Origin of the sequence: Streptomyces sp. NPDC049597 (assembly GCF_040675505.1) — a bacterium.
Classification (GTDB): domain Bacteria; phylum Actinomycetota; class Actinomycetes; order Streptomycetales; family Streptomycetaceae; genus Streptomyces.
Genome location: NZ_JBFAOY010000004.1, coordinates 285,535 through 299,464, shown reverse-complemented (window position 1 = coordinate 299,464; position 13,930 = coordinate 285,535). Strand labels below are relative to the sequence as shown.

Annotated in this window: 12 protein-coding genes; 5 read left to right on the top strand and 7 right to left on the bottom strand. The window is 71.7% G+C overall.

All coding sequences use genetic code 11. From position 1 onward, the window contains the following. Nucleotides 1-103: 103 nt before the first annotated feature. The gene (gene argS, locus AB0K02_RS08160) at nucleotides 104-1,867 is read right to left on the bottom strand and encodes an arginine--tRNA ligase (protein ID WP_365991500.1); all 1,764 of its coding nucleotides are present in this window, start codon (nucleotides 1,865-1,867) and stop codon (nucleotides 104-106) included. Nucleotides 1,868-2,052: 185 nt separating this feature from the next. Here argS and lysS point away from each other — a divergent pair, with 185 nt between their 5' ends. Continuing rightward, the gene (gene lysS / locus AB0K02_RS08155; protein WP_365991499.1) at nucleotides 2,053-3,801 is read left to right on the top strand and encodes a lysine--tRNA ligase; all 1,749 of its coding nucleotides are present in this window, start codon (nucleotides 2,053-2,055) and stop codon (nucleotides 3,799-3,801) included. Nucleotides 3,802-3,888: 87 nt separating this feature from the next. On the opposite strand, the gene AB0K02_RS08150 is transcribed toward lysS, so the two are convergent. The 3 genes from AB0K02_RS08150 to AB0K02_RS08140 form a co-directional block, all read right to left on the bottom strand. After that, nucleotides 3,889-5,217: a DUF2637 domain-containing protein gene (locus AB0K02_RS08150; protein WP_365991498.1), complete on the bottom strand. Its 1,329-nt coding sequence runs from the start codon at nucleotides 5,215-5,217 to the stop codon at nucleotides 3,889-3,891. A 217-nt stretch (nucleotides 5,218-5,434) separates the two neighbouring features. Next, nucleotides 5,435-6,148: a DUF3558 domain-containing protein gene (locus tag AB0K02_RS08145; protein WP_365991497.1), complete on the bottom strand. Its 714-nt coding sequence runs from the start codon at nucleotides 6,146-6,148 to the stop codon at nucleotides 5,435-5,437. 203 nt (nucleotides 6,149-6,351) lie between these two features. Further along, nucleotides 6,352-7,314: a DUF3558 domain-containing protein gene (locus AB0K02_RS08140; protein WP_365991496.1), complete on the bottom strand. Its 963-nt coding sequence runs from the start codon at nucleotides 7,312-7,314 to the stop codon at nucleotides 6,352-6,354. A 196-nt stretch (nucleotides 7,315-7,510) separates the two neighbouring features. Here AB0K02_RS08140 and AB0K02_RS08135 point away from each other — a divergent pair, with 196 nt between their 5' ends. Next, nucleotides 7,511-8,704, top strand: coding sequence for an RtcB family protein (locus AB0K02_RS08135; protein ID WP_365991495.1), 1,194 nt, complete (start codon nucleotides 7,511-7,513; stop codon nucleotides 8,702-8,704). An 85-nt stretch (nucleotides 8,705-8,789) separates the two neighbouring features. Here the strand turns inward: AB0K02_RS08135 and AB0K02_RS08130 are convergent, their stop codons facing one another. Then, a complete protein-coding gene (locus AB0K02_RS08130; RefSeq protein WP_365991494.1) occupies nucleotides 8,790-9,359 on the bottom strand; it encodes a GNAT family N-acetyltransferase in 570 nt (189 codons plus the stop codon). After that, nucleotides 9,359-10,123, bottom strand: coding sequence for an SDR family oxidoreductase (locus AB0K02_RS08125; RefSeq protein WP_365991493.1), 765 nt, complete (start codon nucleotides 10,121-10,123; stop codon nucleotides 9,359-9,361). Before AB0K02_RS08125 ends, AB0K02_RS08130 begins: the two co-directional genes overlap by 1 nt. Before the next feature lie 243 nt (nucleotides 10,124-10,366). Between AB0K02_RS08125 and AB0K02_RS08120 the strand changes: the two genes are divergently transcribed. Beyond that, nucleotides 10,367-10,909, top strand: coding sequence for a hypothetical protein (locus AB0K02_RS08120; RefSeq protein ID WP_365991492.1), 543 nt, complete (start codon nucleotides 10,367-10,369; stop codon nucleotides 10,907-10,909). Between the two features lie 132 nt (nucleotides 10,910-11,041). Here AB0K02_RS08120 and AB0K02_RS08115 read toward each other — a convergent pair whose 3' ends face one another. Then, nucleotides 11,042-12,529 (bottom strand): FAD-dependent monooxygenase, encoded by a 1,488-nt coding sequence (locus AB0K02_RS08115; RefSeq protein WP_365991490.1) that lies wholly within the window; start codon nucleotides 12,527-12,529, stop codon nucleotides 11,042-11,044. A gap of 128 nt (nucleotides 12,530-12,657) precedes the next feature. Here AB0K02_RS08115 and AB0K02_RS08110 point away from each other — a divergent pair, with 128 nt between their 5' ends. Together AB0K02_RS08110 and AB0K02_RS08105 are read left to right on the top strand one after the other, a co-directional pair. Continuing rightward, a complete protein-coding gene (locus AB0K02_RS08110) occupies nucleotides 12,658-13,233 on the top strand; it encodes a TetR family transcriptional regulator (protein ID WP_365991489.1) in 576 nt (191 codons plus the stop codon). A 191-nt stretch (nucleotides 13,234-13,424) separates the two neighbouring features. Then, a complete protein-coding gene (locus tag AB0K02_RS08105; protein WP_365991488.1) occupies nucleotides 13,425-13,919 on the top strand; it encodes a MarR family transcriptional regulator in 495 nt (164 codons plus the stop codon). The last annotated feature ends 11 nt before the right edge of the window (nucleotides 13,920-13,930 follow it).

Here is a 13,930-nt window from a genome sequence, read left to right as displayed (position 1 = left end):
CTGGCCCGCAGCTCCTGACCACGTCCGGGAACACGTGTGGTGGGGCGCCGCACAGCGGCTCACGGCCCCCTTGCGCGTCGCGCGAGCCGTCACAGGCGAGCCGTCAGAGGCGCTCGGGCGTGCGGATGCCCAACAGGGCCATGCCCTGGTGGAGCGTGCGGCCCGTGAGGTCGACGAGGAAGAGGCGGTTCTCCACGAGTTCCGCCGGGTTGTCGTCGCTCAGCACCTGGCACTGGTCGTAGAACGTGGTCAGGTGCGAGGCCAGCTGGTACAGGTACGCGGCCAGCTTGTGCGGCTCGTACGCCGACGCCACCTCCGCCAGCACCTCGCCGAACTGATCCAGGTGCAGGCCCAGGGCCCGCTCCGCCGGGGCCAGTTCGAGCTCGGGGTGGGCGACCGGCCGGCGGTCGCCCGCGTTCCGCTTGATCGACTGGATACGGGCGTACGCGTACTGGAGGTAGACCGAGGTGTCGCCGTTGAGCGAGACCATCTGGTCCAGGTCGAACTTGTAGTCGCGCACCGCGGACGTCGACAGGTCGGCGTACTTGACCGCACCGATGCCCACGTACCGGCCGTTGTCGGCGACCTCCTGGTCGGTCAGGCCGACCTTCTCCCGCTTCTCGGCGACGACGGCCGTCGCCCGGTCGATCGCCTCGTCGAGGAGGTCCACCAGCCGGACCGTCTCGCCCTCACGGGTCTTGAACGGCTTGCCGTCCTTGCCGAGCACGGTGCCGAAGGCGAGCTGCACGGCCTTGACCTTGTCACCGAGCCAGCCGGCCCGCCGCGCGGTCTCGAAGACCATCTTGAAGTGCAGGGACTGCCGGGCGTCCACCACGTAGAGCAGGGTGGAGGCGTCCAGGTTGTGCACGCGGTCGCGGATGGCGGACAGGTCGGTGGCCGCGTAGCCGTAGCCGCCGTTGGACTTCCTGACGATGAGCGGGACCGGGTTGCCGTCGGGGCCCTTCACGTCGTCGAAGAAGACGCACAGCGCGCCCTCGGAGCGCACGGCGACACCGGACTCCTCGAGGATGCGGCACGTCTCGTCGAGCATGTCGTTGTAGCCGGACTCGCCGACGACGTCGGGGTCCCGGATCTCCATGTCGAGCTTGTCGAAGACCGAGTAGAAGTAGATCTTCGACTCGTCCACGAACTTCTGCCACAGCGCGAGGGTCTCCTCGTCGCCCGACTGGAGCGCCACCACGCGGTCCCGCGAGCGGGCCTTGAAGTCCTCGTCGGAGTCGAAGAGGGCACGCGCCGCCTTGTAGAGGCGGTTCAGGTTGGACATCGCCTCCTCGCCGGAGGCGCCGTCCTCGTGGTCCAGCTCGTGCGGGTGCTCGATCAGGTACTGGATGAGCATGCCGAACTGGGTGCCCCAGTCGCCGATGTGGTGGCGCCGCACCACCCGCTCGCCGGAGAACTCCAGGATCCGCACCATCGCGTCGCCGATCACGGCGGACCGCAGATGGCCGACGTGCATCTCCTTGGCCACGTTCGGCTGGGCGTAGTCGATCACCGTCGTGCCGGGCTCGGCGGCCGTCGGCACGCCGAGCCGGGCGTCCGCGGCGCGGGCGGCCAGCGTCTCGGCGATCGCCTTGTCGGTGACCGTGATGTTCAGGAAGCCGGGGCCGGAGACCTCGATGTCCTTCAGCACGTCGTTCTCGCCGATCGCCTCGACGACCTTGGTCGCCAGCTCGCGCGGGTTGCCCTTGAGCTTCTTCGCGAGCGCCAGGATGCCGTTGGCCTGGAAGTCGGCCCGGTCGCTTCGTCGCAGCAGCGGGTCGGCGGAGCCGGCCTCCGGCAGCGCTGCTGCCAGGGCGTCCGCGAGACGCTGCTGCACGGTCGAAGCGAGGGAAGGGACCGAGGCCATGAGCTTCCGTTCCTGTCGAGGGGGATGTTCCAGTGGTCAAGTGTCCCACGGCCGGGCAACCGGTTTGCCGGGACGCGGACGCCTTCGGGCGCGGCGCGGGAACTGCGTGGGATCCGGTTTCCCGGTCTGGGAGAATGGTGTACGCGAGTTTCCCGACGTATTTCCGACCCCTAGGAATCAAGGACGTGCCGACCGTGGCTCAGAGCAGCACCGAGACCGACTGGGTCTCCCGTTTCGCGGACGAGGTCATCGCCGAGTCGGAGCGACGTGCGCCTGGCAAACCGGTCGTCGTCGCCTCCGGACTGTCCCCCTCGGGCCCGATCCACCTGGGCAACCTCCGCGAGGTCATGACCCCGCACCTGGTCGCCGACGAGATCCGGCGCCGCGGGTACGAGGTCCGTCACCTGATCTCCTGGGACGACTACGACCGCTACCGCAAGGTCCCCAAGGGGATCGACGGCGTCGACGAGTCCTGGGCCGAGCACATCGGCCGGCCGCTGACCTCGGTCCCCGCGCCGAAGGGCTCCTCCTTCCCGAACTGGGCGGAGCACTTCAAGGCCGCGATGACCGAGTCCCTGGCCGAGCTGGGCGTCGAGTACGACGGCATCAGCCAGACCGCGCAGTACACCTCCGGCGCCTACCGCGAGCAGATCCTGCACGCGATGAGGCACCGCGGCGACATCGACGCGATCCTCGCCCAGTACCGCACCAAGAAGGACCCGAAGGCGCAGGCCGAGGCCCAGGCGAAGAAGTCGCAGAAGCCGGTCGACGAGGCCGAGCTGGAGGCCGCCGAGGGCTCCGGCGCGGCCGCCGAGGACGACGGCACCGGCTCCGCCGGCTACTTCCCGTACAAGCCGTACTGCGGCTCGTGCGACAAGGACCTGACCACGGTCACGGCGTACGACGACGAGACCACCGAGATGACGTACACCTGCACCGCGTGCGGGTTCTCGGAGACGGTCCGGCTGAGCGAGTTCAACCGCGGCAAGCTGGTCTGGAAGGTCGACTGGCCGATGCGCTGGGCGTACGAGGGCGTGGTCTTCGAGCCGTCCGGCGTCGACCACTCGTCGCCGGGCTCGTCGTTCCAGGTCGGCGGCCAGATCGTCTCGATCTTCGACGGCAAGCAGCCGATCGGCCCCATGTACGCCTTCGTCGGCATCTCCGGCATGGCGAAGATGTCGTCGTCCCGCGGTGGCGTGCCCACCCCGGCCGACGCGCTGAAGATCATGGAGCCCCAGCTGCTGCGCTGGCTGTACGCCCGCCGCCGGCCCAACCAGTCCTTCAAGATCGCCTTCGACCAGGAGATCCAGCGGCTGTACGACGAGTGGGACAAGCTGGAGGCCAAGGTCGCCGACGGCACCGTCCTGCCCGCCGACGCCGCCGCCTACTCCCGGGCCGCCCGCACCGCGGCCGGCGACCTGCCGCGTACGCCGCGCCCGCTGCCGTACCGCACGCTGGCCTCGGTCGTCGACATCACCGCCGGCCACGAGGACCAGACGCTGCGCATCCTCAGCGAGCTGGACCCGGCGAACCCGGTCACGGACCTCGACGAGGTGCGGCCGCGGCTGGACCGCGCCGAGAGCTGGATCTCGACCCACGTGCCGGCCGACGCGCGGACCGTCGTGCGCTCCGAGCCCGACACCGAGCTGCTCGGCTCGCTGGACGACCAGGGCCGCGAGTCCCTGCGGCTGCTGCTGGAGGGCCTCGACACGCACTGGTCGCTGGACGGGCTCACCACGCTCGTCTACGGAGTGCCGAAGGTCATGGCCGGCCTCACGCCGGACGCCAAGCCGACGCCGGAGCTGAAGGTCGCCCAGCGTGCCTTCTTCGCGCTGCTGTACCGCCTGCTGGTCAGCCGCGAGACCGGCCCGCGCCTGCCCACGCTGCTGCTCGCCGTCGGCGCGGACCGCGTGCGCAAGCTGCTCGGGGCCTGATCACCCCGACGTACGCGCAAGGGCCCTCACCCCGCACGGGGTGAGGGCCCTTGCGCATGGGCCGTTCCTCGGGCGGTGTGCTCGGCCTCAGGCGATGTGCTCGGCCTCCAGATCGGCCTGATGGCGCTTCTGGAGGCTCGGCATCAGACGCTTGAGCAGCGCAGTGCCGTTCGGGTGCCGGACGCCGTACCGGTCGGCGAGGAGTATGTCGAGGGTCCGGACGTTCGGATAGACCTGGTGCTCGTCCACGTAGTCCTTGTACGCCGGGTACGCCAGCTCCTCGAACTCCTTGTCCTCGGGCGTGAACTCGGCCGGCGCCTCCGGCTCGGGGACGGGCTGCGCGTACTGCTCCTCGTACCCCTGGGCGTCCTGCTCGTCGAACGCCTGCGGATCGGGACCCGTTCCTAGCGGGCGCGTACGGCCGCCGGCGCCCGCGGGGACCGGCACCGGCGCGGGCTCGAACTCCTCGACGTACGTGGGGTCGTACGTGCCCTGGTAGGCGTCCTGCGCCGCCTGCGACGCGGCGAACCAGGGGCTCTCGTAGGCGCCCGGCGCCTCCGGTCCCTCCTCGGGCCGCGGCTCCTGCCGCTCGTCGGCGGTCTCCTCCACGGGCAGCGCCGCCGGCTCGCCGGCGATCGCGTCCGGCGGACCCGGCCGCCGCCGGGCGCCGCTCGGCAGCTCGGGCTGGCCGGCCTGCGCCGTCACCGGCGCGGGCGGGAGCAGCGCGGGCTCGATGCCCGCGGCCGCGAGACCCGCCGGGGCCGTCTCGGACAGCGGAACGCCGTACTTCGCCAGCCGCAGCGGCATCAGCGACTCGACGGGTGCCTTGCGGCGCCACGCCCTGCCGAAACGTGCCTGCAGACGGGCCTGGTAGATCAGCCGGTCCTGCTCCAGCTTGATCACCTGCTCGTAGCTGCGCAGCTCCCACAGCTTCATCCGCCGCCACAGCTTGAACGTCGGCACGGGCGAGAGCAGCCAGCGCGTGAGCCGTACGCCCTCCATGTGCTTGTCCGCCGTGATGTCCGCGATCCGGCCCACCGCGTGGCGGGCCGCCTCAACGGCGACCACGAACAGGATCGGGATCACCGCGTGCATGCCGACACCGAGCGGGTCGGGCCAGGCGGCCGCTCCGTTGAACGCGATCGTCGCGGCCGTCAGCAGCCACGCCGTCTGGCGCAGCAGCGGGAACGGTATGCGCATCCACGTCAGCAGCAGGTCGAGCGCGAGCAGCACACAGATGCCCGCGTCGATACCGATGGGGAAGACGAGGGAGAAGTCGCCGAACCCCTTGCGCTCCGCGAGCTCGCGCACCGCGGCGTACGACCCCGCGAAGCCGATCGCGGCGATGATCAGCGCTCCCGCGACGACGACACCGATGAGCACCCGGTGCGTGCGTGTCAGCTGCATCGCGGCCACCGCATTCCCCTCCCCATCCATAATGTGCGGGGCACAGCCTGGCACATGCCCCCGGAGTCCGTCCTTCCGCCCTCGTGTGCGACCACCGGACAACGGGTGGAAGGCGACGGGCAGTCGGCCGGAAACCGGCCGAAAGCAGGTCGGACGGACGTCGGCACCGGTGGGGGGAACGGTGCGTCGGCGGACGGGACCGGCCCGGTGCCCGTCCGCCCGGCGGCTACTTGTTGGCCGTGGCCACGGAGGCGACGGCCTCCTTCGCCGCCTGCAGCGCGTCCTTCGTCAGGTCCTCGGACGAGGGGTTCTTCGCGCCCGCGTAACCGGTGCCGTTGTAGGTGAGCGTCACCAGACCGTTCTCGGTACGCGCCACGATCACCGCGTAGACGAAGTTCTCACCGGTCTTCTTTAGCGTGTAGTTGACGGTGGTCGCCTCGCTGCCGATCCCGGGCGCCGGGCTGGACTTCACGTCCTTCGCGCCCTCGGTGGCCTGCGTCTTGGCGATCTCCTTCGCGTAGTTGTCCTTCGCGCGCTGCTCGCCGCTGACGGCGAGCGTGGCGTCGGAGTCGTAACGCAGGAAGGAGACGTCCAGCCAGCGGTACTGCGAACCCTTCACGCCGTTGTCGTCCAGGCCGTTCCAGGAGCAGCTGCCACGGCTGCCGGCGTCCGACGACCGGCCGGCCGAACCGGACTTCGCGCCCGGCACCAGGTCCTTGATCGTCTTGCGGGCGATCGACTCGCACGGGTCGGGCAGCTTCGTGAACTTCGCGGGCGCGACCTTCGGCGTCTTCTTCGCCTCGGGGGTGGGGGAGGCGGACGAGCCCGAACCCTCGGGCTTGCCGTCACCGGAGTCCGAGGAGCAGCCGGCGACGACGAGCATCACCGGAACGGCTGCGCAGGCGAGTATGCGGGTGAGTCGCGGGGCTGAACGGTGCATGGTTCCTTCAGTCGGTCGTTCGGTCTGTCCGTCGTCGGTTGTCCGCCGGGCCGGGCGCAGGCTCGGGTCCGTCGGGCGTCGGGTCCGTCGGGCGTCGGGTCCGTCAGGCCGATCACGGCCGTCACGGCCGCCAGGCCACCGTACGCGGCCGCGCGGCGGCCGGGGGCCCGGACGCCGGACCGGCAGCCGGCCGCCCCGGCCGGTCACTCGTCGAAGAGATCCGCCAGCCGACGGGCCACACTCTGCGCCTTTTCCTGCAGTTCCTTGCTGTCCGGGAGCTCCGCCATCGGCGCCGGCTGCTCCGCGTAGACCACCGTGACGATCACGTTCGATGTGCGGAACACCACGCTCACGGTGCGGCGCTGCGCGGTGGACCCGGAACGGTCGAGCACGTCGTCGATGAAGGCTGCGTCGCCGAGCCCCTCCAGGACGCGCGGCTCCAGCCCCGTGGCGGACCCGCCCGGGGACGGGCTGCCGTCGGTGCCCTCCGCGGAGCCGCTGGGGGAGTCGTCGGGGGAGGAGTCGCCCGAAGGCTGTCCGGAGCCCGGCGCGTCCTCCAGAGCCCCAGGCTCCTCGGCCTCCCCTCCGGCCCTGCCTGTCTTCCCGGCCTGGACCTCCAGATCCGGGGTCGCGCCCTGCCCCGGGCTCGCGGTCGCGGTCGGTCCCGTGCTTGCGGTCGCGGTGGGCGAGGAGGTGGCTTCGGGTCCGGGTCCGGGGGCGACGGGCACGGAGGTCGCGGACTGCTTCTCCTCGAACACCTCCTGTGCCCGGTTGTCGTCGCTGACGGCCGGGTCGTAGGACACGACCCGCTCGAAGTCGACCCGCAACTGGTGGGAGGAGTCCGGTGCCTGTCCTTTCCAACTGCAGGCGGCGCGGCGGTCGGTGTCGTACGTCACGGCCGGCGTGCCGTCGAGCACCTGCTGCTGGTCCTGGGGGAGCGTGAGGACGCCGGGCAGCAGGTCCCTCAGGGTGCTCCGCTCGACGGAGCCGCAGGGCTCCGGCAACGTGCGGTACCTGCCCGGGGGCGCGGCCGATGCCGGGGCGCCGTTGGCCTTGGCGTCGGGCGCGGAACCGTCGTCCCCACCACCCGAGGTGCAGCCGGTGAGGCCGGTGACCAGCGCCGCGAGGAGCGCCGCCGCGCCGGGGACGTACGCCTTCCGTTGCACGTGCCTGGCTCCCTTCTCCATGGGTCCCTCTGTCCGGTCCGCGCCACCGCGCCGGGGAAAAACGGTTGTCGGCCGCTGAGGGCCGATGGACACAATGTCTATCGCACGCGCTGCCCCGGATGCCGGTCCGCCGAGCTTTACGCGGTCATTGGCCGGGCATTTGCGTTACATGTCTTTTCGGGGGAATTGAGGAGCTATGTCGTTTGTAGAGGTGCCGGGCGCGAAGGTCCCGATCCGGATGTGGACCGACCCCGCGACGGTCGAGGACGTGGCGATGCGGCAGCTGCAGAACGTCGCCACGCTGCCCTGGATCAAGGGCCTCGCCGTCATGCCGGACGTCCACTACGGCAAGGGCGCGACGGTCGGCTCGGTGATCGCGATGCACGGAGCGGTGTGCCCGGCGGCGGTCGGTGTGGACATCGGCTGCGGCATGTCGGCGGTGCGGACGTCCCTGACGGCGAACGACCTGCCCGGCGACCTCTCCCGCCTGCGCTCCGGGATCGAGCAGGCGATCCCGGTGGGCCGGGGCATGCACGACGAGATGGTGGACCCGACGCGGGTGTTCGGCTTCTCGGCCGGTGGCTGGGACAGCTTCTGGGACCGGTTCGACGGGGTGGCGGACGCGGTCAAGTTCCGTCGGGAACGGGCAACGAAGCAGATGGGTTCGCTCGGATCCGGTAATCACTTCATCGAGTTCTGTCTCGACGAGTCGGGGTCGGTCTGGCTGATGCTGCACTCCGGCTCCCGCAACATCGGCAAGGAACTGGCCGAGTACCACATCGGCGAGGCGCAGAAGCTTCCGCACAACCAGGGCCTGATCGACCGCGACCTCGCGGTGTTCGTCTCGGACACCCCGGAGATGCACGCCTACCGGAACGACCTGTTCTGGGCGCAGGAGTACGCGAAGTACAACCGCGCGATCATGATGGGCATCTTCCAGGAAGTCGTGCGCCGCGAGTTCCGCAAGGCGAAGGTGACGTTCGACCCGGTCATCTCCTGCCACCACAACTACGTGGCGGAGGAACGATACGAGGGCATGGACCTGCTGGTGACCCGCAAGGGCGCGATCCGGGCGGGCTCCGACGACTACGGGATCATCCCGGGCTCGATGGGCACCGGCTCGTACATCGTGAAGGGCCTCGGGAACGAAGCCTCCTTCAACTCCGCCTCCCATGGAGCGGGCCGCAAGATGAGCCGCAACGCGGCGAAGCGGCGCTTCTCGACGCGGGACCTGGAGGAGCAGACGCGCGGGGTGGAGTGCCGCAAGGACTCGGGTGTGGTCGACGAGATCCCGGGCGCGTACAAGCCGATCGAGAAGGTGATCGACCAGCAGAGGGACCTGGTCGAGGTGGTGGCGAAGCTCAAGCAGGTCGTCTGCGTGAAGGGCTGAGAAGGCCGCGTCGTGGGGCCCCGGACCGGGATCGGTCCGGGGCCTTTGCGTTGCCCGTGTGCCAGGCCGTGCCGTGCCGCGGCCGTCAGGTGGCGGATACGGCGGATCGTTCCGAGCCCTGCGGGGCCGGGTGGAGGGTCTTGTGGAAGAACGTCGTCGGGCGCAGGACGCCGGAGGGGTCGGCGGCGTAGTCGGGGACCGTGCCGAGCGGTGTCCAGCCCGCCGAGCGGTAGAGGTGTTCGGCGGTGCTGCCCGTCTGCGTGTCCAGCATGAGCAGGGTGCGGCCAGTCGACCGCGCGAACTCCTCGGCGGTGGCGAGCAGTCGGCGCGCGATGCCGCGTCCGCGGGCCGAGCGGTGCACGACCAGCTTGGCTATCTCGGCGCGGTGCCGTCCGTTGGGCGAGGTCTCGCATCTGAGCTGGACGGTGCCGACGAGCCGGTCTCCGTCGTGGGCGGTCCAGGCGGCGATCCGCTCGTCCGACAGGGCGGGTGCCAGGTCCGACCACCAGGCGGCGGCCTGCTCGGGCGTGAGCGCGGAGGTGAAGCCGACCGACGCGCCGTCGTCGACCGCGTCGACGAGGAGGGCGGCGAGTCCGGGGACGGCTGCCGGCAGATCGTCGGCGGCGAGGCGCGAGAGGGCGATGCGGTCGTTCATCAGAGCTCCCGGTGGACCTTGGAGTTGGACGCCTGGGCACGGGGGCGGACCACGAGCAGGTCGATGTTGACGTGGGACGGCCGGGTGACGGCCCAGGTGATGGTGTCGGCGACGTCGTCCGCGGTGAGCGGTTCGGCGACGCCCGCGTAGACCTTGGCGGCCTTCTCGGTGTCGCCGCGGAAGCGGGTCGTGGCGAACTCCTCCGTCCGGACCATGCCGGGAGCGATCTCGATGACGCGGACGGGGGTGCCGACGATCTCCAGGCGCAGGGTCTCGGCGAGGACGTGGGCTCCGTGCTTGGCGGCGACGTAACCGCCGCCGCCCTCGTAGGTGGCGAGGCCCGCCGTGGAGGACAGGACGACGACGGTGCCGTCGCCGCTCGCGGTGAGCGCGGGCAGGAGCGCCTGGGTGAGGTTGAGGGTGCCGATCACATTGACCTCGTACATCCGGCGCCAGTCGGCGGGGTCGCCGGTGGCGACCGGGTCGGCGCCGAGCGCGCCGCCCGCGTTGTTGACGAGGACGTCGCAACGGTCCAGGGACGATGCGAAGGAGTCGACGGCCGACCGGTCGGTGACGTCCAGCGGGTGGGCGGTCGCCTGGTGGCCGGCGGCGGTGATCTCGGCAGCGACGGCCTCGATGCGGTCCTTGCGGCGGGCGGTGAGGACGACGTGGAAGCCCGCGGCTGCCAACTGCCGTGCGGTGGCCGCGCCGATACCGCTGCTGGCTCCGGTGACGACGGCGACGGGGGTCCGGGCGGTGGTCATGTCGTGGCTCCTCGCGCGTGTGATCGAACTGCGGTCAGGATAGGTCGGCCAGGTGACGTGCCGAAGGCCGCACGGGTCGGGTGGCGGCCCGGCGGGTGGACGCCGTACAGGGGCCGGGCTGCGGGTCGGGTGGCGCGCCCCGGGCCGTGCGGCGCATGCCCGCGTCGGCCGGTGCCGTCGCCGGGGCACGCCGGAGTGACGGACAGTCAGGTGCATAACGGGAGAATCGGTATCTTCGGTTTCATGTATGTGATGCGTAGGGCGCTGTCGGCCGGGATCGCGGCGTTGGTATTGGTGGTCGCCTCGGGGGCGGGCGCGCGTGCGGGCGGGGACTCGGGGCCGCGGGGCGTCGGAGCGGCCCGGGCCGCGGGCACGGCTGCCGGGGCCTCGGGGGCCGTGGCGCCGGAGGCGGACGTGGCGCACCACGGTCATGTCTCGTTGGGCGACGAGTGGCTCAGGATCTCCGTGATGACCCGCAATCACGGTCCCTCCAGCCTGGAGGACGCCACCGTGAGGCTGGAGTTCTCCCTGCGGCCGGTCGGCGGACTGCGGCTGCCCGAGCGCTGCTTGCGGGCGGGCGAACGGGTGGTGCTCTGCCGCACGGGGCCGCTGGTCGCCGACGGGGTCGGCAGCAAGACCTCCATCCGGCTGGGGATCACCGGCGACCCGGCCGAGGCGGTCGTCAGGGTCGCCACGGTGTGGAACGGCGGGGCGACCGACCGGGATCCGGTGAACAACGACCACCAGGTGGTCGCGCCGGCCACCGGGGATCCGTACGCCTTCTGATCCGGGCGCCTTCTGATCCGGGCGGCTTCCGGTCCGGTCCGTCCTCAAGGTCCGTGCATCTTCCGGTCCGGTCCGTCCTAGGCCCCGTGCGCCTTCCGGGCCCGGCGCCGGGACCGGGGCTTCGCCGGCCGGTCAGAGGGCCCCGCGTCCCGCCGCCCAGGCGATGTAGCCGTCGGGGCGGACGAGCAGCGCGGTGCCCCGGCCCGACGCCCAGTGCGCCCGTATGACCCGGCCGGGGACGGCCGGGGTCGCGGCGATCACGGGGGCGGCCTCGTCGGCGGGGCCGATCAGCACGAACTCGCCCTTGCGCAGCAGCTCGTAGAGCCTGCCCTCGGCGAGCCGCAGGTCGGGGGCGCGCCGGCCGGTGAGGGGGTGCGCGTCGCGCGGTGCGCCGTACGAGATGCCGATGCCGGAGACGACGCCGATGGCCTTCCGTGCCGCCGGCCGGACATTGCCGATGAGGCGGGCGGCGAGGGAACGCACCGCGCGCCGGAGGGGAGTGCGGGCCATCGCGAGACGCACGATCGCTCCGCTGCTGCGCAGGACCGTCCTGCCGACGGGGTGCCGCTCCGACTGGTAGCTGTCGAGCAGCCCCTCGGAGTCCGGGGCGAGGCCCTGGATCACCGAGGCGAGTTTCCAGGAGAGGTTGGCGGCGTCCTGCAGGCCGGTGTTCATGCCCTGGCCGCCGGCGGGGGAGTGCACGTGCGCGGCGTCGCCCGCGAGGAAGACCCGGCCGGCGCGGTAGGCCGGGGCCTGGCGCTCGTCGCTGTGGAAGCGGGAGATCCAGCGGGCGTCGTGCATGCCGAAGTCGCTGCCGAGGGCCCGGCGCGCGATCCCGCGTACTTCGTCGAGGGTGACGGGCTCGCTGTCGGGGACCCGCCGGGTGTGGTCCCACCCCATGACGCGGTACCAGCCGTCGCCGAAGGGGGCCATGAAGGCGAACGTGCCGCCCGCTCCGTCGACCGTGAGGAGGCCGGGGGGCTCCTCGGCGAGGCGGACGTCGGCGAGCACGATGGACCTGATGACGGACGCTCCGGGGAAGGGCAGGCCGAGCGCGGTGCGCACGCCGCTGCGGACACCGTCGGCGCCCACGAGGTAGCGGGCGCGCAGGGTGCTGCGCGTGCCGTCCGCACCGCGGAGCTCGGCGGTGACCGACGCCGGGGCGCGGGACTGGTCGAGGCCCGTCAGCTCCGTGCCGTGGCGGAAGTCGACGCCCGCGGAACGTGCCCGGCGCTCGAGCAGCCTCTCCACCTCGTACTGCGGGGTGATCAGGAGGAACGGGAAGCGGGACGGGAGCGCGCCCAGGTCGAGGGAGAGCCGGCCGAACAGGCGCAGTCCGGTGATCGGCGTGCCCTTCGCCACCAGCTCGTCGGCCAGGCCGCGGGCGTCCAGCAGCTCCAGCGTGCGGGCGTGGACGCCGAAGGCGCGGGTCAGGTTGCTGATCTCGTGGGGGCGGCGCTCGACGAGGGTGACCGAGACGCCGACGCAGGCGAGGTCGCCCGCAAGGAGCAGACCGGTGGGGCCGGCCCCGACGACGATCACGTCCGTGTCGAACGCGGCGGGTCCGTCGGTGTCCTCGATCGGCGCGGTGCGGGCGGCGGTGCTGGGCTTGCCGGGCATGGCTGCCTCCGGTGGTCGACGGCTGTGAGTCAACACCTGCTGGCCAACGCTTGTTGGTCAACGCTTGTTGGCAAATGTAGAGCGGTCGGCTCTGGCGTGTCAACGCTTGTTGGCCTACAGTTGTTGGCATGACGACGGAAGCACCCGGCGCTCCCCGCCGCTCCGATGCCACCAAGGCCGCGATCCTCGAAGCCGCCCGCGAGCGCTTCGCGGCCGACGGGTACGAGCGCGCGACGATCCGGGCCATAGCGCGCGACGCGGGCATCGACCCCTCGATGGTCATGCGCTACTACGGCAACAAGGAGGGGCTGTTCGCCGCCGCCTCCGAATTCGACCTGCGTCTGCCGGAGTTGGGAGCACTGCCCGGCAGGCATGCCGGCGCGGTGCTCGTCGCCCACTTCCTGGACCGGTGGGAGCACGACGACGTGCTGACGGCGCTGCTGCGGGCGGGTGTCACCAACGCCGCCGCGGCCGAGCGTGCGCGCTCGATCTTCCGTGAGCAGTTGGGGCCGGTCGTCGCGAGCCTGTCACCGGACCCGGCCGACGCCCCGCGCCGCGCCGCGCTCGTCGCCTCCCAGATCCTCGGCATGGCCCTGGCCCGGTATGTGCTTCGCTTCCCGCCAGCTGTCGAGATGACCAAAGAGGAGGTGGTGAGCTGGCTGGCGCCGACGGTGCAGCGCTATCTGACGGACGAGCGTCCCTGATCTCCGGCCTGCCGCTCCGGGGATCTTTCCCTGCTCGCCGGGGAGCACTCGGGCCTCTTGGCGGGCCGCCCCGGTGCCGAGCCCCGGCCGCCCCGCCGCCCCGCCGCCCCGGCCGCCCCAGCCGCCCCGGCGGCCCGGCGGCCAGGCCTCTGGCGGTGAGGGCCCGGAGCACTGCTCCGTACACTTTCTGCATGACGCAGAAGAAGTCGGACGGCGCCGCGCGGAGCCGGCTCATGGGGGAGCTGTCCACGGCCTCGCGTCGCTACATGGCCTCGTACGCCCTGTTCAACCAGGCCCTCGCCGACCACCTGGGTCTGCATCCCACGGATCTCCAGTGCCTGAACCTCCTGGAGCTCGAAGGCGGCCCGGTCACGACCGGGCGGGTCGCGGAGCTGACCGGGCTCACGACCGGTTCCGCGACCCGGCTGGTCGACCGGCTGGAGCGCGCCGGATATGTGACGCGGGAGCGCGACACGCACGACCGGCGTCGGGTTCTCGTGGCGTGCGTGCCGGAGCGCATGGCCGAGTTCGAGGCGTTGTGGGGCCGGTTGGGCGGGGCGTGGGTGTCGATGATCGACACGTACTCGGACGAGGAGATCGCGCTGCTCACGGCCCATATGCGGCGGACGGTGGAACTGAGCGCGACACAGGTGGAGCGGCTGCGCGCGGGTGACTTCGACGCGTAGGGGCGGCAGCC

Excerpts from the sequence above, each read along its gene's own strand:
- AB0K02_RS08145 (WP_365991497.1), bottom strand. The coding sequence starts at position 6,148 with ATGCACCGTTCAGCCCCGCGACTCACCCGCATACTCGCCTGCGCAGCC.
- AB0K02_RS08135 (WP_365991495.1), top strand. The coding sequence starts at position 7,511 with ATGTCGTTTGTAGAGGTGCCGGGCGCGAAGGTCCCGATCCGGATGTGG.
- AB0K02_RS08115 (WP_365991490.1), bottom strand. The coding sequence starts at position 12,529 with ATGCCCGGCAAGCCCAGCACCGCCGCCCGCACCGCGCCGATCGAGGAC.
- argS (WP_365991500.1), bottom strand. The coding sequence starts at position 1,867 with ATGGCCTCGGTCCCTTCCCTCGCTTCGACCGTGCAGCAGCGTCTCGCG.
- AB0K02_RS08120 (WP_365991492.1), top strand. The coding sequence starts at position 10,367 with ATGTATGTGATGCGTAGGGCGCTGTCGGCCGGGATCGCGGCGTTGGTA.
- AB0K02_RS08105 (WP_365991488.1), top strand. The coding sequence starts at position 13,425 with ATGACGCAGAAGAAGTCGGACGGCGCCGCGCGGAGCCGGCTCATGGGG.
- AB0K02_RS08110 (WP_365991489.1), top strand. The coding sequence starts at position 12,658 with ATGACGACGGAAGCACCCGGCGCTCCCCGCCGCTCCGATGCCACCAAG.
- AB0K02_RS08125 (WP_365991493.1), bottom strand. The coding sequence starts at position 10,123 with ATGACCACCGCCCGGACCCCCGTCGCCGTCGTCACCGGAGCCAGCAGC.
- AB0K02_RS08130 (WP_365991494.1), bottom strand. The coding sequence starts at position 9,359 with ATGAACGACCGCATCGCCCTCTCGCGCCTCGCCGCCGACGATCTGCCG.